At 55.2% G+C, this 20492-nt stretch carries 20 protein-coding genes; 10 read left to right on the top strand and 10 right to left on the bottom strand.

What is annotated here, in order from left to right; genetic code table 11:
- Positions 1–151 precede the first annotated feature (151 nt).
- The gene (gene carA / locus ABJ205_RS07355; protein ID WP_348159330.1) at positions 152–1345 is read right to left on the bottom strand and encodes a glutamine-hydrolyzing carbamoyl-phosphate synthase small subunit; all 1194 of its coding nucleotides are present in this window, start codon (positions 1343–1345) and stop codon (positions 152–154) included.
- A gap of 150 nt (positions 1346–1495) precedes the next feature.
- Here carA and ABJ205_RS07350 point away from each other — a divergent pair, with 150 nt between their 5' ends.
- From ABJ205_RS07350 to parA, 5 genes are all read left to right on the top strand, one after another.
- Positions 1496–1948 (top strand): GatB/YqeY domain-containing protein, encoded by a 453-nt coding sequence (locus tag ABJ205_RS07350; protein WP_348159328.1) that lies wholly within the window; start codon positions 1496–1498, stop codon positions 1946–1948.
- An 80-nt stretch (positions 1949–2028) separates the two neighbouring features.
- The gene (dnaG, locus tag ABJ205_RS07345; RefSeq protein ID WP_348159326.1) at positions 2029–3891 is read left to right on the top strand and encodes a DNA primase; all 1863 of its coding nucleotides are present in this window, start codon (positions 2029–2031) and stop codon (positions 3889–3891) included.
- A 118-nt stretch (positions 3892–4009) separates the two neighbouring features.
- On the top strand, positions 4010–6031 hold the full coding sequence (rpoD, locus tag ABJ205_RS07340) for an RNA polymerase sigma factor RpoD (protein WP_348510031.1): 2022 nt from the start codon (positions 4010–4012) through the stop codon (positions 6029–6031).
- Positions 6032–6033: 2 nt separating this feature from the next.
- Positions 6034–6630: a DUF2059 domain-containing protein gene (locus tag ABJ205_RS07335; RefSeq protein ID WP_348155265.1), complete on the top strand. Its 597-nt coding sequence runs from the start codon at positions 6034–6036 to the stop codon at positions 6628–6630.
- A gap of 7 nt (positions 6631–6637) precedes the next feature.
- Positions 6638–7282 carry a ParA family partition ATPase gene (gene parA, locus ABJ205_RS07330; protein ID WP_348155263.1) on the top strand — a complete coding sequence of 215 codons (645 nt, stop codon included), beginning with the start codon at positions 6638–6640 and terminating at the stop codon, positions 7280–7282.
- A gap of 13 nt (positions 7283–7295) precedes the next feature.
- Here parA and ABJ205_RS07325 read toward each other — a convergent pair whose 3' ends face one another.
- On the bottom strand, positions 7296–7976 hold the full coding sequence (locus ABJ205_RS07325; RefSeq protein WP_348155262.1) for a hypothetical protein: 681 nt from the start codon (positions 7974–7976) through the stop codon (positions 7296–7298).
- A gap of 189 nt (positions 7977–8165) precedes the next feature.
- On the opposite strand from ABJ205_RS07325, the gene ABJ205_RS07320 reads away from it, so the two are divergent.
- The 5 genes from ABJ205_RS07320 (at position 8166) to rpsD (ending at position 11960) form a co-directional block, all read left to right on the top strand.
- Positions 8166–8645 (top strand): RpiB/LacA/LacB family sugar-phosphate isomerase, encoded by a 480-nt coding sequence (locus ABJ205_RS07320; protein ID WP_348312852.1) that lies wholly within the window; start codon positions 8166–8168, stop codon positions 8643–8645.
- Positions 8642–9952: a serine hydroxymethyltransferase gene (glyA, locus tag ABJ205_RS07315; protein ID WP_348155479.1), complete on the top strand. Its 1311-nt coding sequence runs from the start codon at positions 8642–8644 to the stop codon at positions 9950–9952. Before ABJ205_RS07320 ends, glyA begins: the two co-directional genes overlap by 4 nt.
- 9 nt (positions 9953–9961) lie before the next feature.
- Positions 9962–10438: a transcriptional regulator NrdR gene (gene nrdR / locus ABJ205_RS07310; RefSeq protein ID WP_348155481.1), complete on the top strand. Its 477-nt coding sequence runs from the start codon at positions 9962–9964 to the stop codon at positions 10436–10438.
- A 2-nt stretch (positions 10439–10440) separates the two neighbouring features.
- Positions 10441–11187: an RNA methyltransferase gene (locus ABJ205_RS07305; RefSeq protein ID WP_348155483.1), complete on the top strand. Its 747-nt coding sequence runs from the start codon at positions 10441–10443 to the stop codon at positions 11185–11187.
- A gap of 158 nt (positions 11188–11345) precedes the next feature.
- Positions 11346–11960, top strand: coding sequence for a 30S ribosomal protein S4 (gene rpsD / locus ABJ205_RS07300; protein WP_348155485.1), 615 nt, complete (start codon positions 11346–11348; stop codon positions 11958–11960).
- A 103-nt stretch (positions 11961–12063) separates the two neighbouring features.
- On the opposite strand, the gene ABJ205_RS07295 is transcribed toward rpsD, so the two are convergent.
- The 8 genes from ABJ205_RS07295 to ABJ205_RS07260 all read right to left on the bottom strand — a co-directional run bounded on the left by ABJ205_RS07295 (position 12064) and on the right by ABJ205_RS07260 (position 20433).
- Positions 12064–12396: a chorismate mutase gene (locus ABJ205_RS07295; RefSeq protein ID WP_348155487.1), complete on the bottom strand. Its 333-nt coding sequence runs from the start codon at positions 12394–12396 to the stop codon at positions 12064–12066.
- Positions 12397–12452: 56 nt separating this feature from the next.
- A complete protein-coding gene (locus ABJ205_RS07290; RefSeq protein WP_348155489.1) occupies positions 12453–14474 on the bottom strand; it encodes a S9 family peptidase in 2022 nt (673 codons plus the stop codon).
- A 62-nt stretch (positions 14475–14536) separates the two neighbouring features.
- The gene (gene tgt, locus ABJ205_RS07285; protein WP_348155491.1) at positions 14537–15664 is read right to left on the bottom strand and encodes a tRNA guanosine(34) transglycosylase Tgt; all 1128 of its coding nucleotides are present in this window, start codon (positions 15662–15664) and stop codon (positions 14537–14539) included.
- A 44-nt stretch (positions 15665–15708) separates the two neighbouring features.
- Positions 15709–16836, bottom strand: coding sequence for a hypothetical protein (locus tag ABJ205_RS07280; RefSeq protein WP_348155492.1), 1128 nt, complete (start codon positions 16834–16836; stop codon positions 15709–15711).
- Between the two features lie 81 nt (positions 16837–16917).
- A complete protein-coding gene (locus tag ABJ205_RS07275) occupies positions 16918–17688 on the bottom strand; it encodes an ABC transporter permease (protein ID WP_348155494.1) in 771 nt (256 codons plus the stop codon).
- Positions 17688–18635, bottom strand: a complete 948-nt coding sequence (locus tag ABJ205_RS07270) for an ABC transporter ATP-binding protein (RefSeq protein ID WP_348155496.1) — start codon at positions 18633–18635, stop codon at positions 17688–17690. The genes ABJ205_RS07275 and ABJ205_RS07270 overlap by 1 nt, the downstream gene beginning before the upstream one ends.
- A gap of 10 nt (positions 18636–18645) precedes the next feature.
- Positions 18646–19683, bottom strand: coding sequence for a tRNA preQ1(34) S-adenosylmethionine ribosyltransferase-isomerase QueA (gene queA / locus ABJ205_RS07265; protein ID WP_348155499.1), 1038 nt, complete (start codon positions 19681–19683; stop codon positions 18646–18648).
- A 66-nt stretch (positions 19684–19749) separates the two neighbouring features.
- The gene (locus ABJ205_RS07260) at positions 19750–20433 is read right to left on the bottom strand and encodes a peptidylprolyl isomerase (protein ID WP_348155501.1); all 684 of its coding nucleotides are present in this window, start codon (positions 20431–20433) and stop codon (positions 19750–19752) included.
- Between the last annotated feature and the right edge of the window lie 59 nt (positions 20434–20492).

The raw sequence follows: 20492 nt of genomic DNA, 5'->3' as shown, positions 1-20492 counted from the left end.
CCTATCGAACGCGAAGAGTATGGTTCTGCCTCTTGATGCTGCTCGACCGCCGCCTGCAGCTGACTGAGGGATACACCGCATGCGTCCGCCTCGGAAGCACTCACGGAGTTACATGACGCGAGAAAGGCAACAAGGATTAGGGAGGCCGTTCTCAACCTAGCCCCCCAACAAACTTCTCAAACAGATAGAAGCTATCCTGCGGGCCCGGGCTCGCCTCGGGGTGGTACTGCACGCCGAATGCCTGCTTGCCCTTCACCGAAATACCGCAGTTGGAGCCGTCGAAGAGGCTCACATGGGTCTGCTCAACCGTGTCTGGCAAAGTGTCCGCATCGACTGCAAAGCCGTGGTTCATGCTGGTGATTTCGACGAGGCCAGTGGTCTCACCCCAGCCCTCGCCAACACGCTGAACCGGGTGGTTTGCGCCGCGATGCCCTTGGTGCATTTTGATCGTCTTTGCGCCCGCTGCGAGCGCAAGCATTTGGTGGCCCAAACATATGCCGAAAAGCGGCATGTCAGCCTCGAGCAATTGCTGGATCACTGGCACGGCGTATTCGCCCGTCGCCGCAGGGTCTCCGGGACCGTTGGAAAGAAATACGCCGTCGGGCCCAAGCGCCATAATGTCGTCAAAGCTGGTTTTGGCGGGCACCACCGTCACCTTGGCCCCGGCGCGCACGAGGTTCCTAAAAATGTTGTCCTTCGCGCCAAAGTCCAATGCCACCACATGGGGGGTCGCGTCGTGGGCCGCGCGGCCATAGCCATGGCCCAAGCGCCAAAATCCGCCTTCCCAGCTTTCTTGCTCCTCACGGGTGACGCGAACGGCGAGGTCCATGCCCTCTAGCCCGGCCCATTCCTGCGCGCGGGCGGTAAGAGCGGGAATATCAAATTGCCCTTCCGGCGAATGGGCGATCACCGCATTGGGAGCACCTGATTGCCGGATGCGGCGGGTGAGCGCCCTTGTGTCGACGCCCGAAAGGCCGATTTTGCCGTTTTTCTCCATCCACTCTTGGAAGCTTCCCAAGCTACGGAAGTTCGATGGCTTGGTCACATCTTCGCGCACAACGCAGCCAACCGCGCCCCAAGGACCATTGGCGCCTGCGCTTTCGACGTCTTCACTGTTCGCACCAACATTCCCGATGTGGGGGAATGTGAAGGTGACGATCTGCGCCGCATAAGAGGGATCAGTCATCACCTCTTGATAGCCGGTCATCGACGTGTTGAAACACACTTCACCCACGGCATCACCAGAAGCGCCGAACCCTCGCCCCCAGATCACCGTTCCATCGGCCAAAACAAGGACTCCCGTCGCACCTTCAGGTTGCGCAGGACGAGTGGCAGCAGAAGCCATTTTGGGGCTCTCCAAGCAAGGGATTTACAGCAATGTCGCTAAGACCCACCCGCTAAGCTTGCCGAGGGCCCACGTCAACCTATCTAGGGAAGCATATTTGGGCTAAGCGGCCTGCATACGTAATTCCTTCCACAAGAAAGACCAATTTCGATGATCCGTGATGACATCAAAGCTTCGACCATTACCGCGATGAAAGCCAAAGAGAAGGAGCGCACTGCGACCCTTCGCCAGATGAGCGCCAAGATCAAGGACCGCGATATTGAAGAGCGCACAAGTGGCAAGGATATCGACGATGATGCTCTGGTAACTTCTGTCCTCCAGAAAATGGCGAAGCAGCGCCGCGAATCGATTGAGATGTACGAAAAAGGCGGGCGTCAGGAGCTGGCGGACAATGAAAAGGCAGAGCTTGCCGTAATCGAAGAATTCCTGCCGCAGATGATGAGCGAGGATGAAACCAAGGCCGCTATCGAAGCAATCAAGGCGGAAACTGGCGCTTCTTCGATGAAAGATATGGGGCAGGTCATGGGCGCATTGAAAGCCAAGCACGGTGCGGTGCTCGATGGGAAGCTTGCCAGCGGCCTTGTGAAGGCGGCGCTTTCGTAATCGCGGCGTAATCACAGACATACCCACAAGGGAGCAAAAGTGCGCTTGAACCGCCCCGCGCTTAGGCGCACAGTTTGTTTATGAGCATTACCCCGCAATGGAAGGACGAGCTGCGCGCGAGGATCACGCTTTCAACCGTGATCAATCGCTCGACCAAGCTCACCCGTGCGGGGCGCGAGTTCAAGGCGTGTTGCCCATTCCACAATGAGGCCACGCCCAGCTTCTACGTCAACGATCAGAAGGGGTTCTACCACTGTTTTGGCTGCGGGGCGCATGGCGATGTGATTTCGTGGATGACGGAGCAGCGCGGGCTCTCTTTCATTGATGCGTGTAAGGAGCTGGCTGGCGAAGCGGGGATGGAGGTCCCTGCCCCGGACCCGGTTGCTGCCAAAAAGGCGGAAAAACGCGCCGAGCTGATAGATGTGACCACCGATGCGCAAGGTTGGTTCTTCGACAATTTGCGAAGCTCCGATGGCCGCGAGGCGATGCAATATCTGACTAATCGCGGGCTTAAACCGGAAGTTTTGCAAGAGTTTGGCTTTGGCTATGCGCCGGAGAGTAAGCAGGCTTTGAACCGTGCTCTTGCGCGCTATGACGATCAGATGTTGGTGGAGACCGGCATGCGGATCAAGACCGATGATGGCACGACCTATGATCGGTTCCGTGGGCGGGTCATGCTTCCCATTCAGGATGCGCGTGGCCGTGTGATCGCCTTTGGCGGGCGGATTATGGATAAACGCGCCAAGGGTTCTGGGGGCGTCGCGAAATATCTCAACTCGCCCGACACTCCGCTGTTTGACAAGGGGCGCACACTCTACAACCTCCACCGCGCTTCCCCTGCCTCGCGTCAATCTGGACGCGTAGTGGTGGTCGAGGGCTATATGGATGTGGTCGCGCTTGCGCAGGCGGGTTTTGAGGACGCGGTTGCGCCGCTGGGCACCGCCCTGACGGAGACTCAGCTAGAGATGCTGTGGCGCATGGTCGAGGTGCCGGTGCTGTGCTTTGACGGTGATAAAGCCGGGGAACGTGCGGCGATGCGAGCGATTGGCCGCGCCCTTTCCCTCCTTGCCCCCATGCGTTCGCTTTCTATTGTGCGCCTGCCCAGCGGTATGGACCCAGATGATCTCATCAACAGCCAAGGTCCAAAGGCGATGGGCGAATTGCTCGACAATCCAAAGAGTTTGCTTGATGCGCTATGGGAAGGCGAACGCGATGCTCAGCCGCTTTCCAGCCCTGAATCCAAGGCAGGTCTCAAAGCGCGGCTCATGGAGCATGTCGATACGATCGAGAATAAAGACATTCGGGCGCTTTATCGGCGCGAACTGCTCGACCGTTTCTCCGCCTTTGCCTTCCCGCGCCGTGAAAACAATCGCGGCTCTCAGCGCCAGAGCCAATCACGGGGCAATTGGCAAAACCGAAACACGGCGCCGCGCGGGCTTTCCGGAGATGCGCGTGACACGCTTGGCCGGGCGATGGCCGGTGGGCAAAGAGCCTCACTTTTGTCAGCGGTCATAGCTGGTCTTGTGCGTCATCCCAAAGAGATCGCGACTCATTCTGAAGCCCTTTCGCGCCTCGCACTTCTCGACCCAAATGCTGCGCCCGCGATAGAATCGTTGATGGAGCTGTCAGAAACACTTGATTCGGACGGCGCATTGCCCATATCGGAAGATAACGGCAGTCCTGCCCCACCGGTAAACCAACAGTTCGCCTTTCTTCGAGAAGGCACAGACCCCGGTGAAGCGCGCGAGGAATTGACCGAAGCTGTATCGCTGCTGGCCCAAAAACCAGCGCTCGAAGCTGCTATGGCGGCTACGATCGCAAGGTTTGAGGAAGACCCCGAAGGGGCTTTGGCAGAGCAAGTCAGATTGCGAGAGCAGCTCCATGCAGTTGAAGAACGCCTAAAGGCATTTGGGCGAAAAAAGGCCGGAGCATCGGCCGAGTAGAGTTTTTCCCGGATTTTTCGATCCGGGGTGGGATTAATGGTTAGAGCTTGTGAAGCTTTTGGTCCGGTTGGGGTGACCAAAGACGACACAATCTTCGGCGAACGGACAGACACATTACATGGCAACCAGTGCTAAGAGCGACAAAGACGACGCACCGCTGATCGATCTCAATGAGGCTTCTGTGAAGAAGCTCATGACCAAGGCAAAGAAGAAGGGCTACATCACTTATGATGAGCTCAACGCCGCTTTGCCTTCGGGAGAGATGAGTCCTGATCAGATCGAAGACATCCAAACCGCATTGTCGGAAATGGGCGTCCAGATTGTCGAAAACGACGAAGAGGCCGAGGCAGAGGCTGAACAAGACGCCGAAGTCGAGGCAATGGAAGTCGACGACGACAAGAAAAAGCCTGCTGCTGCTGCGAAACCTGCTGCGAAGAAGACAGGTACGGGCGAACGTACCGATGATCCTGTGCGTATGTACTTGCGTGAAATGGGCGCGGTGGAGCTGCTCTCACGCGAAGGCGAGATCGCGATTGCCAAGCGTATCGAAGCTGGCCGCGACATGATGATCATGGGCCTGTGCCAAAGCCCGATCACATTCCACGCGATCATCCAATGGTCCGAAGCGCTCAATTCTGAAGATATGCAACTTCGCGAAATCCTCGATCTTGATGCGATGCTTTCTAAAGAGCCTCCACCTGACAAGATGGAGCAGGAAAACGAGGAAGCCGAAAACGGCGGCGAGATTTCCGAGGAGACCGCTGGACCGACCATCCGTGATGACGACGGTGAAGTCGAAGATCACAAAGAGGAAGGCGAAGAAGGCGAGGAAGGCGAAGGCGCCAAGAAGGAAGAGGAAGAGGAGGAGGATAACACACTCTCTCTTGCTCAGATGGAAGCCGCCCTCAAACCCGACGCGATTGAGCGTTTCGCCCGGATCACAAAGCTTTTCAAAAGCTTCGAGAAACTTCAGCTTGAGCGGGTTCAAGTCCTTGCCGATGGCGGAATTTTCCCGAAGGCCAAAGAGAACAAGTACGAAAGGCTCTCGGAAGAGCTGACGGCTGAAGTCGAAAGCGTGCAGTTCCATGCTGCAAAAATCGAATTCCTCGTCGACAACCTTTACGCCTTCAACCGCCGCTTGACCGCCTTGGGTGGTCAGATGCTGCGTTTGGCAGAACGTCACAAGATTAAGCGTATCGACTTCCTCAAATCCTATGTCGGCAATGAACTTGACGACAGCTGGATTGCCGAACGTGCAGCCAAGGACAAGAAATGGGCCGCTTTCGCCGAGAAAGAAGAAAGCGCGCTCGATCGCATCCGCACTGAAATCACCGACATTGCTGCAAACACCGGCATGGCTTTGCCTGAGTTTCGCCGCATCGTGAATATGGTGCAAAAGGGCGAGCGCGAGGCGCGTATCGCGAAGAAGGAAATGGTGGAAGCCAACCTTCGCCTCGTGATTTCCATTGCGAAAAAATACACGAACCGCGGCCTGCAATTCCTTGATCTTATTCAAGAAGGTAACATCGGCCTGATGAAGGCGGTTGATAAGTTTGAATACCGCCGCGGGTACAAATTCTCAACTTACGCAACATGGTGGATCCGTCAGGCGATCACCCGTTCAATCGCTGACCAAGCCCGCACGATCCGTATTCCGGTCCATATGATCGAGACGATCAACAAGCTTGTCCGGACCTCGCGCCAATTCCTTCATGAAGAAGGTCGTGAGCCGACACCAGAGGAAATGGCGGCGCGCCTCTCCATGCCTTTGGAGAAGGTTCGCAAAGTGATGAAAATCGCCAAAGAGCCAATTTCGCTTGAGACCCCGATTGGTGATGAAGAAGATTCGCACCTTGGCGATTTCATCGAAGACAAGAACGCAATCATTCCTGTGGATGCCGCCATTCAGGCAAACCTCAAGGAAACCGTCACCCGCGTTCTCGCCTCTCTCACCCCGCGTGAAGAGCGCGTGCTGCGTATGCGTTTTGGTATCGGCATGAACACCGACCACACTCTTGAAGAGGTTGGCCAACAGTTCAGCGTGACCCGCGAGCGTATCCGTCAGATTGAGGCAAAGGCGCTGCGCAAGCTTAAGCACCCAAGCCGTTCACGCAAAATGCGGAGCTTCTTGGATCAATGATCATGAAATATGCTTTGAGTGTCATGATGGGCGGTGCCATAATTGGAGCAGCAATGGCCACGACAAGCGTCTCTGCGGCTGAGCCGTCTTCGCAAATTGCCGGCGCTCAGGCTGAGACCACCGATGAGGCCAAGCTCGCTCTTGCGCAAGCTATCCTCGAACAGGCCTATCCAGGTGATAGCCATATCAAGCTGTTTCAGGACACCGCTGAGCAGATGGAAGCCCAAGTGGCGCAAAGTCTTGATGGGTTGGTAACCGATGAAGGGGCATTAGCAATCCTTGTCCAATGGCAGGAACTTGCATCTGTTGAGACAAATGAAATCTTGCTGCGTAATATTCCAATGTTGATGGATGCTTGGGCGATCGCCTTTGCTGATCTTTACTCCACCCAAGAACTCCAAGACATCTTGGCATTTGTGTCCACGCCGTCTGGCCAAGCCTTCATGGGACGACAGGCCGAGCTAATTTCGCACCCTGCGTTTTCAGATGCAAACCAGACCTATATGGCTGAAATCATGCAGGTTGTGACGAACAAGATGCCGGAGCTTGTGGAAGAATTGATGCAGTATGAAGCGGCAAAACAAAGTCCTACTGAGTAGGAAGCGTATGCCTACCACTCCAACAACCATCGCCATCGTCAGCCAAAAGGGCGGCTCCGGCAAAACCACGCTTGCGGTCAATTTGGCCACCCGGGCAGCGGCTGCCAAACACGAATCTTGCGTGGTCGATACCGATCCGCAAGCAACCGCTGCTGCGTGGAGCGATTGGCGGGGTGATTTTCTCCCGGTGGTGGTGACGGCGCCCCCTGCCCGGCTTGGTCGGACAATTGAGAGCGCAAAGAAGAACGGCGTGGACTTCGTGGTGATCGACACCCCGCCCCACGCCGATGCGGCCGCGCGGGAGGCGATTAAGGCGGCTGATATTGTCCTTATCCCGACAAAACCGCGCGCCTTCGATCTTGCCGCGCTTGAGCCGATTGCCGACCTTGTAAACTACGCCAAAACGCCTGCTTTTGTAGTGCTGAACGCCGTACCCACAGGCGCCACCAAGTTGGCTAAGGAAGCAAAGAAGGCGGCCAAAGACATCGGTCTTAAGGTTTGTCCGGTGACATTAGGCGAACGCGCTGACTTCCACAGGTCAAGCGCTAAGGGTGAGACAGCGGGCGAACTTGCGCCTGATGGAAAAGCGTCCAAAGAGGTCGATAAGCTCTGGAAATGGCTGCATAAAATGCTCAAGAAAGCGAACGACTGATCTAAACACCTTGTCAGTAACGACGCCCGCGATCGTCTTCAAAGCTGCGCGGGAACAGCCCAAATTTGAGGGCAAATCCTTCAGGGATTACCGGTTCAGGCCCGCTTGGAAGATCGCGAAAACGCCTGCCTACCTTGCTAAGCTCCATTGGCGGGATCGCCGACCACTCTACCGTGTTGCGCGCTGTCAAAGCAAAGTCGCCAGCATTGGTAAGCGTTCCTTCTCGAACCTCAAATGTGGGCGCAATTGCATCATAACCACGCGATGGGCGCGATACTTCGACTGTGCCGGTCAATCCCCTGCGGTCGATCAGGCACCGCTCGTCCTGAGCCGGGATTTTGGGGCAATCAATGCCGTGCGCAACCATACGATAGGTTCCCACCGGCAATTGATAAGCCCTGACTTGATATTTCACGGTTGAATTGCCGAATGCGAAGAAGCTTTGTTTGCGATCGAACCGGACCACATCGCTTGGGTTCGCGATCTTCCCACCTTCACGCAGGAAATAAACGTCGAGTGGCTCTTCGAGATAAAGCTCGCTTCGAATCGAGATTATCACCCCTCCAAAGCCCGGATCAATCGCAGAGGCACGCTTTACCTGCTGAGCTTCTACCGCAGGCGCGGCTTCTGATCGCGCAGCGACCTCGCCAGATCCCGGGCCCGCGCCGGGAATCGCCAGTGCCAGCAAAAACATACAGAGAAACAAAAACCGCATCTTGGAAAATCCGCCAGGTCGCTATTCTTCAAGCGAATGGCATGACCCATCAAGCCGCAGCTATCAAGTGCCAGAGGTTAAGGGTAAGATTGGCAACCGTTCGCTAAACGTAGAAAAGCGCCTCAATTGGGGTGGAGTCACACGCCCGACCACACTATGAAGCGCCGCATGCGTATAGCCATTGCATCCGATCATGCCGCCACTGACCTTAAAGCCGAGCTTGCTGAATGGTTGATGGAAGAGGGTCATGAAGTTGCCGACCTGGGTCCAGAGCCCGGCGAAAGCGTTGATTATCCCGATTATGGGTACAAACTTGCCGATGTGATTGCAGATGGCACCGCGGATTACGGCGTGGCCTTGTGCGGATCGGGGATTGGCATTTCAATCAGCGTAAACCGCCACCCCAGCGCCCGCTGTGCTTTGGTATCAGAGCCTCTATCTGCCGCACTGGCGCGCGAACACAATAATGCCAATTGCATTGCCCTTGGCGCACGGCTGACCGGCATCGAAATGGCGAAGTCCTGCGTAGCGACTTTTCTAAGCACTCAGTTCGCCGATGAAGGTGATCCTGCCGGCCGTCATCAACGCCGCGTGTCAAAACTCGGCAATCCGCCCATCGACCCAGACCACATCGAGACCCACCAATGAGCACACAGCCAAATCACTCCGCTGACCCAATGCACAGGTTTTGGCATGACACACTTGCCAGTGCCGACCCCGAGATCGCCGCTGCGATTGGTTCTGAATTAAACCGCCAGCAGGACAAGATCGAGCTGATTGCGTCTGAGAACATCGCGTCGAAAGCGGTGCTTGAGGCGACCGGCAGCGTCTTCACCAACAAATATGCAGAAGGCTATCCGGGCAAGCGTTATTACGGCGGGTGCGACTACGCCGATGTCGTTGAAACACTCGCAATTGACCGAGCTAAGCAATTGTTTGGTTGTAATTTTGCCAATGTTCAACCGAACTCTGGCAGTCAGATGAACCAGGCAGTGTTCCTTGCAATGCTTCAGCCAGGCGACACATTTATGGGTCTCGACCTGAACTCAGGCGGACACCTCACCCACGGTTCGCCGGTCAATATGTCGGGCAAATGGTTCAACCCGGTCAGCTACGGCGTGACTGAGGGCGATGAGCTGATCGATATGGATGCAGTGGCAGCCACCGCGCGCGAGCATAAACCAAAGCTCATCATTTGCGGCGGCACGGCCTATTCGCGGGTTTGGGATTTTACCGCATTCCGAAAAGTCGCCGATGAAGTGGGGGCAATCTTGCTTTGCGATATGAGCCACATTTCAGGCCTCGTGGCGGGCGGTGCGCATCCTTCGCCCTTCCCCCATTGCGATATTGTGACATCGACGACTCACAAATCGCTTCGCGGCCCGCGTTCCGGCATCATCCTTTGGAATGATGAGAAATACACCAAGCCATTGAATATGGCGGTGTTCCCCGGCCTCCAAGGCGGCCCGCTTATGCACGTTGTGGCGGCGAAAGCCGTTTCCTTTAAAGAGGCTTTGGCCCCTGAGTTCAAAACATATGCCCACCGCGTTGTAGAGAACGCCCGCGCGCTTGCAGCAAGCCTTGAAGAAAACGGTCTGCGCATTGTCTCTGGCGGCACAGACAATCACTCCATGCTGGTTGATCTCACCGCAAAGGATGTGACCGGCAAGGCAGCAGAGGCCGGACTTGACCGGGCATGGCTCACTTGCAACAAAAACGGCATTCCGTTCGACACGCGCTCACCCTTCGTGACCTCAGGCATTCGCCTTGGCACTCCTGCGGGCACGACGCGCGGGTTTGGCCCGGTAGAATTCCGTCAAGTTGGTCAATTGATCGCTGAGGTGGTTGATGGGCTTTCGAAAAACGGCCCGGAAGGCGATGCACAAGTTGAAGAAAGCGTGCGCAACCGCGTGGCTAAACTGTGCGCCGACTTCCCGGTCTATCCAGAAAGATAACCAGAGCATATGCGCTGCCCATTTTGCGCCCACGAAGATACGCAAGTAAAGGATTCGCGCCCGACAGAGGATAACACCTCGATTCGTAGGCGGCGGCAGTGCAATTCTTGCGGCGCCCGCTTCACCACATTTGAACGCGTGCAACTTCGCGAAGTTGTCATCGTTAAGGCAGGGCCCGACGGTACGGAGCCCAAACGCGAACCTTTCGATCGTTTAAAGCTTGAAAAGTCGGTCTCGCTTGCCTGCCGAAAACGCGACGTTTCGCAGGAACGCATCGATCAACTTGTGTCCGGCATTCAACGTCAAGTGGAAACCGCAGGCGATGCCGAAGTCCCATCCTCTCGCATTGGCGAGATGGTGATGGACGGGCTCAAACAGCTCGATACGGTGGCCTACATCCGGTTTGCATCCGTCTACCGCGATTTTTCAGAGGCGAAGGACTTTGAAGAGTTTGCCAGCACCGTCGCTGACGCTGCTAAAGACTGATCATGTCTAACAAACCCATTATTGTTCTCGTGCGCCCCCAACTGGGTGAGAATATCGGTAAAGCCGCGCGTGCGATGCTCAATTTCGGCCTCACCGAAATGCGTATCGTTGCCCCGCGCGATGGCTGGCCCAACCCTAGCGCTGGCCCAGCTGCGGCGGGTGCGGATATCGTGCTGGACGAGGCGAAGATATTTGAGACCACCGCTGAGGCTGTGGCTGATTGTGAGCACGTCTACGCCTCTACAGTGCGCAAACGGGGCGTAACCAAGCCTGTTGTGGGACCGGATGAGGCCGCACGGCTTATGCATTCCCAAGGTGGAAGGCACGCGGTCTTGTTTGGGCGCGAGGCATCGGGACTCGCAACCGAAGATGTGGCGCTCGCCCGGCATATTCTCACCGTGCCGATCAATCCTGAATTTGGTTCACTCAATCTAGCGCAGGCCGTCATCCTGACCGCCTATGAATGGTCGCGAATTGGGAGCGAGCTGGAGCAGAGCGGCCTCGTGCAGCCTACTGCGGAGGAAGAGGCCTTACCCCCTGCCCCGCAGGATGCATTGGAAGGCCTCATCGCGCATCTTGAAGGAATGCTTGCGACAAAGGGCTATTTCTATCCTGAGGCGCGGACAGAGGCCACACGGCGCACCCTTCGCACTGTACTGACCAAGCCGGGTTGGAACCACCTTGAGGTTCGGACTTTGCGCGGCGTACTGACTTCGCTTGGCCGGCCAGACAAAGACCTTTCCGAATAAGCTTGATTTCTGCGCAGTGCCGGGTATACGCGCGCCCACGCAATTGGTCCCGCACCCCGGTGAAGCGGAGACCGCATTGAGCAAATTTGCTTGATGGTGCGGTGCCGGGTTCAACGCTTACCACCTTGGGTAAGCCAGCAAATTTGAAGGATAGACCTATGTCTAAGCGCAAGAGCGCCAAGTATAAACTCGACCGCCGGATGGGTGAAAACATCTGGGGCCGTCCAAATTCACCAGTGAACAAGCGTTCCTACGGTCCGGGCCAACACGGTCAGCGTCGTAAGAGCAAAATGAGCGACTTCGGTCTTCAGCTTCGCGCCAAGCAGAAGCTTAAAGGCTATTACGGCGACGTGACTGAAAAGCAGTTCCGTTCAACCTACAAAGACGCCACCAAGCTTAAAGGTGATACGGGCCAAAACCTCATCGGCCTGCTCGAGCGTCGTCTCGACATGATCGTGTACCGTGCGAAGTTCGCGCCAACGATCTTTGCAGCGCGTCAAATCGTCAACCACGGCCACATCTACGTAAACGGTGTGAAGTGTAACATTCCTTCGCGTCGCTGCCACGTTGGTGACGTGATCAGCCTCGGTTCGAAAGCGAAAGAAATGGCTCTCGTGATTGAAGCGCAAAGCCTGCCAGAGCGTGAAATTCCTGACTACGTTGCTCCAGACGGCAACGACAAGGTTCAGTTCACCCGCGTGCCTAAGCTTGACGAAGTGCCTTATCCGGTGACGATGGAACCAAACCTCGTGGTCGAGTTCTACTCGCGCTAATTCCCGCGAGGCACATCGATACAGAATTCAGGGCGGTCCTTCGGGGCCGCCCTTTTCTTTTGTGGTTTTGAATAGCTATTACTGAACGCAGAGAACGACCGGACTAGTCGCGAATTTTGTCCCAATGACCAAATTCATAGGCGATTGAGCCTTCGACAAGCTGCTCCCAAAGTTCAGCGATCAACTCAACAGGCAGACTTCTGGCTTCGGCCTCAGCAACGGCGGCCGCGATAACGCTTGCCTTGCGCTCTTCATCTCGCACCGCCTCGCGTGTCGGCTTAATCCGAGCGGCGGCCCGCATATAACCAAACCGCCGTTCCAACAGCGCCACAATCTCGCGATCCGTTGCATCAACACCAGCGCGCACCTCAACCATAGTTTCGCAGTTTTCAGGCGAGCTGGCTGCCTCAGGCAATTTTGCGGAAGAGTCGTTCATGCGAAGGCACTTGGCCTCTATAACTCAGTTTGTCGAGAGGGCTTTAGTCGAGAAATTTATCGACTGAGGCTATCCTTCAGAAAACGGTCAATGTCGTCCAACATCTTCGTGCGCGCATCGCTGTCCTCCAAACTATGTTGCAGGTCCTCAAACTCAACGTAACTGACCTGTTTTCCGGCATCTTCCAGCGCCTCTGCCATATCCTTGGAATGGCGGACCTCAACATTCACATCGAGAGTCCCGTGAAAAAGCGCGACCGGAGCCTCGAACTTTTCAGCATGGCGCCGCGGGCTTCCCGCCGCAATGTGAGGCCCACGGCCCAATTGTTGATCGCGAAAACGAAAGTTCGAGTATGCGCGCGCATCAGCGCGCAAATATTCAAGGTCTGTCACAGGAGCAATCGCCACCACCGCTTTGTATAATTCAGGATCAACCACTTGCGATTGCAAAGCTGCATATCCGCCATAAGACCAGCCAACAATTGCAATCTTTTCAGGGTCGCCGATCCCTTCAGATACAAGCCAGCGCCCCGCATCGTTGACATCACCAATCGCTACATCCCAAGCTTGATAGCCATTGCGGCCAAACCATGCTTCGCCATAGCCTGCGGAACCGCGATAGTTGGGTTGAAGCACAGCGTAACCGCGCGCGGTGAAGAATTGTACGATCCAATCAAAGCCCCAATAATCACGCGCAGCCGGGCCGCCATGGGGCAGGACGATGGCGGGAAGGTTTTTCCCTTCAGAACCGGGTGGCATAGTCAGATACCCTGGGATCTGCGTTCCATCTGCAGCCGGGAACGTAACAGGACGCATCTCACCCATCTTTTGATCGACAAGCGAATCGCGCATCGCCAGTAGCAGCTCAAGATTTTTGGATGCCTTATCGAACAAATACACCGAACCCGGGTCCGTGTCCGAAGAAGCAATTATGACTAGCTTGCTCTCATCAGAGCTCGCTCCGGCAAAATTGATCAATGGATGGCTTGGCAGTGCCCGAGTCAGTGCATTTGCAAGTGAGGCCAATTCCTCGTCGAAATACTCAACCGAGCGTTTCTCTGTCGCATAACTCACGCCAACAACGCGGCGTTGACGACCAATGCGAACAAGACCAGCAACATCGGCATCATCGCGCGATGCAATGACATTTGCTGTACCGCTTCCATCAAGCGGGATTCCAACTAGTGCCCTGTGTCCATTGATAGATGTGTACGCGAAAAGTTGATTGAGTCCCGCGTCAATGGCGGCTGGCGAGAACTGTATAACTTCTCCATCTAAAGTGATGTTTTCTAACCGTTCCCACTCATTCTTGCCGCTTTCACGTACTAGATAAACGCGGCCATCCCGCACATAACCGCGCGTGTCGTTTGAGCTGCGTGCCTTCAGGCGTACATAACCCTTGTCATCGGCGAGGTAATAATCTGCGCCACTATCCGGTTGCACTTCAGTGCGGCGCTTGCCGCTCTCAACGTCGATCCGGTCAATGCCCAACCCTTCCTTCTCGTTCGCCATTCGGGTGCCGGTTGAGAATTCCCGAATGTGGTTCCGGGTCATCAACAATTGTCCCTCTTTGCCGTCAACATCAAGCGCGACAATATCGCCGCCGTTCTGATTGATGCCGAGCGCACGATAATTGCGTGGCGCAGTCAAAGGCGTGATATTAGAGCCGTCATCTGCAATTGCGAACATCCGCGTAAAAGGCGTAAGGACATCGGCGTCGCTTTCACCCATGCCGTAGACCTCGCAAACGATCCGAACGTTAGTGGCCCAATCGCATCGCGAGAGGTCGGCATAGATCGCAGAATTTGCGGTGACAGTGTGAACGCTTTTATTGTTCTCCATGTCGATCACTAGGAGCTTTTCTGAGTGGCCCGGCCCTGGCGCGATCCACGCGAGTTTTGTCCCATCGGGCGAAAGGCTAATATCGAGCACTGAGCTACGAGCGCCAAAACGTTTGGCTGCATCTTCGGCTTCGGACGCAGATGCAAGGGAACCGTTCCCCAGCATTGCCAGCGTCATCACCCCTGCGAATGCAACACAAGCCTTATGACCAAACCGACCCTTCACATCAAATTTCATGTATTAAAACCCCATGGACAATATGAGGTCAATATTGCGAAGTATCAACGCTTTGTCAAAGCTCACTTTCCAAAATAACTGCTCCGAAACTCACCGGCAAAGGCAGTAAAACTGCCCTGAGCAATAGCATCGCGCATTCTCTGCATCAAAGCATGATAAAAAGCCAGGTTATGCTCAGTCAGCAGCATTGCGCCCAAAATCTCATGCGATTTGTGCAAGTGGTGCAAATAGGCTTTTGAATAGTCGCGGGATGCGGAGCAATTAGAGGTCGGATCAAGTGGCTCCTGATCTTCAGCAAAACGGGCATTGCGCAAGTTGATAGTCCCATTCCAGGTGAACGCCTGCCCGTTGCGGCCCGATCTAGTGGGAAGGACGCAGTCAAACATGTCGATACCGCGTTCCACTGCACCAACCAGATCATCGGGTTTGCCCACCCCCATAAGATAGCGCGGGCGGTCTTTCGGCAGCATTTCGGGAGCATAATCTAACACACCGAACATGGCCTCTTGCCCCTCGCCCACAGCAAGGCCGCCAACCGCGTATCCGTCAAAACCAATGTCCACGAGTTTTTGCGCGCTGACACGCCGAAGGTCCTCATCAAGGGCGCCTTGCTGGATCCCAAACAATGCAGAACGCGCGGCGTGTTCTTCGCCGCCGTCAAAGCCATTCCTGCTGCGCTTTGCCCAGCGCATGGAAAGCTCCATTGATGCCGCGATTTCATCACGCGGCCGGTCAGCGCGCGGACATTCATCAAAGCACATGACGATGTCTGAACCTAGGAGACGCTGAATTTCCATCGAGCGCTCTGGGGTAAGCATGTGTTTTGAGCCATCAATATGGCTGCGAAATTCAACGCCTTTTTCCGTGAGCTTGCGCAGTTCCGACAGGCTCATCACCTGATAACCGCCGCTATCGGTCAGGATCGGGCGATCCCATTTCATGAAGTTATGCAGACCACCAAGCCGCGCCATACGTTCCGCACCGGGCCGCAGCATCAAGTGATAGGTATTCCCAAGGATAATATCCGCGCCAATTTCCCGGACGCTCTCAGGTTTCATCGCCTTGACGGTTGCAGCAGTGCCCACCGGCATAAATGCAGGCGTGCGGATCTCGCCGCGTTGCATGGTGATTTTACCCGTGCGCGCGCGGCCATCGGTTGCGTGAAGTTCGAAAGCGAAGCGCTGTGTCATGGGCGCTCCCATAACCACCCAGCGCGATAAGTCGAGTGTGTGAATTAACCGACCACTCGTCGCATCCGGCGTCTGACGTGATCCTCGGCGATTAATGCCCGCGGGTCAGAAACCTCAATATCGTCAGGCAACGCCGCAGGCTCGATCCCCGCAAGGCGATGGTAAACTCCCATTGCGGCAGCAAGCGGAAGAATTAGCCAATGTGTTAGCAATAACCCAAGCCCAAACATCAACAGCCCAGTGCCCAGAGGAAGCGCTCCGCCAGCCACCACATAGCTCGTCAAATCAACACGATTTCTGGAGACAAGAAACTTGTGCAGAATGTAGATGGCCGGGGGGAGCGTTATCATGCAAACGACAATGGAAAACATCAGACCGAAGACGACGCTAGAGAAAACACCTCCGCTCAGGATGTCATCCTTCAGGCTCTCGCTTGCGCCAAACTTCCCGTTTGAGAATCCAAGATAGATGATGGCGGTGTATAAAAAGTGCACTAAGCCTCCAGACAAAGCTGCTGCAAACACAGCATTGCCTGAAGTAATCACCTGCAAAGGCCCATCAAAGAACGTGCCGTTTTTCGTTCTAACCACGCCGGTGTTGTCGTCAGCTTCGTTCTTTGCCGGCGTTTGAACGGCTTGTGCAGGAGCAGATTGGCCTCGCTCCCCTGATGCTTGGCCTGATGCTTGGGCTTCCGCAGATACTAGGCTTGCGGCTGAAGAACTCGCCTTTGACGCCAATGCTTCTTCAATCTGCGCTATCTCGTTTTCGTCAAACTCATACCCCGCTGACCTTAAATGCAAAAAGCCAATAAGCGAACCAATCGCAGCATTAAGCGCAACAAGGATCGAGACGATGCCGTTGTCCATCGCAGTTTGAATGAGGTGAATTGGCATTGCGGAGAGGCTCGCTGCGAACAACGCAACGAAACCTAAAAGTGAATATGCTAAACGCACCTTCTCGTTGAGCTTTCTGATCATCATATGGCCAGCGACGAAAATGACTAAGAAAACCACGGTGGGTAGTGCCGTTGCGACGATAAGTTCGTCGGGCGAGATTCCGGATAGGTCCCCCTCCCACGCGTTATATTGACGGAATTGTGCTGTCGCGAATGCTCCGCCAAACAGAGCGGAAGTAATATGCGCACCAATCTTTGTTGCGACGGGCTGGTCCAATACAAATGTTCCTATAGAAGATCAGTTCCGCAATATGTCTGAAGAATTAAACAATAGTTAGAACTGCTCATGCCGCATTAGCTATTCTCTCAAACGCCACCCGGTTTTAAAGACAAAGGCGATGACGCACACGCACAAGGTGAGGAAGCCCAAAGTCATACCTAGCGAAACCCAGATTGATACATCGGATGTGCCATAGAAAGTCCATCGCAGCCCGCTCACCAGAAAGGCGATTGGGTTGGCATAGGCAATAGTTGACCAAACCCCAGGCAAGTCGTCGATCGAATAGAATGTACCCCCAAGGAACGTCAGAGGCGTTAGGAAAAGCAGCGGGATAATGCCCAGTTTTTCAAAACTGTCCGCCCAAATGCCGAGGATAAATCCGAAGAGCGAGAAGCTGGCCGCGACAAGCATGATGTATCCCACCGCTGCCAAAGGGTATTTGATTTCATATTCGACAAAGAAGGTCGCCGTGCCAAGGATAATTGCCGCCAGGATCAATCCTTTGGTCGCAGCTGCGCCAACAAAACCGATCAGCGTTTCAGAGACTCCAACAGGTGCCGACAAAAGCTCGTAAATCGTGCCGGTAAAGCGCGGCATATAAATGCCGAAACTGGAGTTACTCGTCGTTTCGCCAAGCAAGGTCAGCATCAGCAAACCCGGGATAATAAACGCCCCATAGGCTACCCCGTCAACTGGCTCCATCCGGCCCCCAATAACCGTTCCGAAAACGACGAAGTAGAGCGATGTCGTCAATACCGGCGAAAGGATCGACTGAAACGCGGTCCGAAGAGCGCGCATCAACTCGCGCACGTAAATCGACCATGCCCCGCGTGCATTGAAGTTACCCATCACGCGGCCTCCCCATTCTCTTCAGAGACGAGGCCCACGAATATGTCCTCAAGCGAGGAATCATGGATGTCGATACCCGTATAGTCGACCCCCGCCCCGATCAGCGCTTTGGTAAGCGCCGCGACTTCGGCATTGCCGTCGCCCTCACCTCCGCCGCCGCGGTAGATCAAGGACAAACCGCCCTCACCTAGAGTGAGTGAAAATGATGCAAGTTCATCGGGGATCGAATCCATCGGCTTAGCCAACGTGAGAACCGCCTCTGTCGAACCCATGTGCTGCATGATTGACGCTTTATCATCGACCATCAATATCTGGCCCTTGCGGATGATACCCACACGATCAGCCATCAATTCGGCCTCTTCAATGTAGTGCGTGGTGAGGATGATGGTGGTGCCTTTTTCACGAAGTGCACCAATCTGCTCCCACATGCCCTTGCGCAGCTCGACATCCACGCCGGCTGTTGGTTCATCGAGGAACAACAGATCCGGTTCATGTGCGAGCGCCTTGGCGATCAGGACACGGCGCTTCATCCCACCGGACAGCTCGCGGATTTGGCTGTCTTTCTTCTCCCATAGGCTGAGGGAACGCAGAATCTCTTCAATCTTCAACTTGTCAGGGGCAAGGCCAAAAAGGCCGCGAGAATACGATACCGCGCGCCAAACGGTTTCGAACATATCGGTCGAAAGTTCTTGCGGAACCAGACCAATGCGCGCCCTTGCCCTGCGCCATTCAATGGAAAGGTCGCTTCCAAAGGCGGTGATCGTGCCAGATGTCGGGCGAACAAGTCCGCACACGGCCCCGATCAAAGTGGTTTTGCCTGCTCCATTGGGCCCAAGAAGCGCGAAAATTTCGCCTTTGCGAATGTCGAGATCGACATCGTCGAGCGCCTTTAAGCCGCCGGCATAAATTTTCTTCAGGCCGCGAATGGAAAGAATAGGGTCAGACATATTTCACCCGCTAGGGCAGCAGCAACGACGAGTCACCATACGAATAGAAGCGGTAGTCGTTTTGAATGGCGTGGGTGTAGGCGTCCATGATCCGGTCCCGGCCCACAAGCGCACTCACCAGCATCATCAAAGTGGATTTTGGAAGGTGAAAATTGGTCATCAAACCGTCCACCGCTTTGAAGCGGTAGCCCGGCGTAATGAAGATGTCGGTGTCTGCGGCGAACTCTTGAATTTTGCCATCCTGCGTCGCCGCGCTTTCTAGAGTGCGCAGGCTCGTTGTGCCCACTGCAATAATGCGGCCACCATTTGCTTTTACTTCGTTCAATCGGGCCGCTGTTTCAGCATTGATACGGCCAAATTCGGAATGCATTTGGTGATCATCAGTGTCGTCAGCCTTCACCGGTAGAAATGTACCAGCGCCTACATGCAATGTGAGCGTTTCTCGTCCGATCCCGCGCTTATCAAGCGCCTCGACAAGCCGGTCGGTGAAATGGAGGCTGGCGGTTGGCGCGGCGACTGCGCCGTCTTCAGCGGCAAACATAGTTTGGTAATCAGACAAATCCTGTTCATCCACGCCCCGGCGCGCCGCGATATAGGGAGGCAGTGGCATTGTGCCCGCTCTGTCGAGCAGCACTTCTACTGGCTCATCCCCTTCAAAGGACAAGGTGATTGATCCATCTGTATGGCGTTTTTCGGCGATGGCGGTGACGCCTCCACCAAAGATGAGTTGTTCTCCCACCTTCACGCGCTTGGCATTGCGGACAAAGGCCTGCCAACGCCGCAGGTCCAAACGTTTGTGCAATGTTGCGCCGATCTTCGCCTCACCGCCAGAACGTCGCCCTTCGAGCTGGGCTGGCAAGACGCGCGTGTCGTTGAAAACCAGCACATCACCAGGTTCCAACACTTCCGGCAGGTCGAGGACGCAATTGTCCCCAAAAACTGCATTCTGCCCACGAACAACCAGCATTCGCGCTGAATCACGCGGACGCACTGGCCTTAGCGCAATACGCTCTTGGGGTAGCTCAAAGTCGAAAAGATCAACACGCATGGCTCGGGCCTTACGGGTTTCGCAAGGATGCGAAAACCCATTTCGTGAACCAAAACTGCGTTTGCGTTATTGAGAGCCGAGCGGCGCGTTCAGTAGGTCTGCGGTCAATTCAGGCTCAACTGACGGTGCGGCGCTTGGACGGGGCACAGGCTTGTTATCAACCGCAAGCGAGGCTTGAACGATACGAGTAGGGTCCGTTGGCGGCTCACCTTTGTTGATTGCATCAACTGCGGCCATGTTATCGATTACCCGGCCAAAATTGGTATAGCGTTTATCGAGGTTGAAACGCGGGTAGAACACGATGAAAAATTGGCTGTTCGCGCTGTTTTCATCGCTGGCGCGCGCCATCGCGACCGAGCCGCGCACGTGCGGCATAGGGTTAAATTCTTCAGTGAGGTCAGGAAGCTCTGATCCGCCTTGACCTGTGCCGGTTGGATCGCCGCCCTGCGCCATAAATCCGTCGATCACGCGGTGGAAAATCACTCCGTCGTAAAACCCTTGACGGGTAAGAGTTTTGATACGCTCAACATGCTTTGGAGCCCACTCTTCCATCAACCGGATCTTCACCCGCTCACCGTTGGAAAGGTCGATCACCCAAACGTTTTCAGGCTTTTCGGTTTGGTCAAAGCTAATCGGAGGAAATAAGCGCGTGTCTGTTGTGGCAGGCGCCTCTTCTTCCTGCGCAAAAGTTTGGCTCGAAAACGCGAGAAGACCCAGGGCAGCAACAGAAGCGGTTAGCGATTTGATCATGGTTTTATCTTTGGTCCGTAACAATATCTGCGCTTCATCTAACGGTGCGCGCCTGACAC

The sequence above is a fragment of the Erythrobacter sp. genome, from assembly GCF_039988855.1.
GTDB lineage: Bacteria > Pseudomonadota > Alphaproteobacteria > Sphingomonadales > Sphingomonadaceae > Erythrobacter.
Note: the sequence above shows the minus strand (reverse complement) of the source record. Positions and strands in the feature narration are given on the sequence as shown.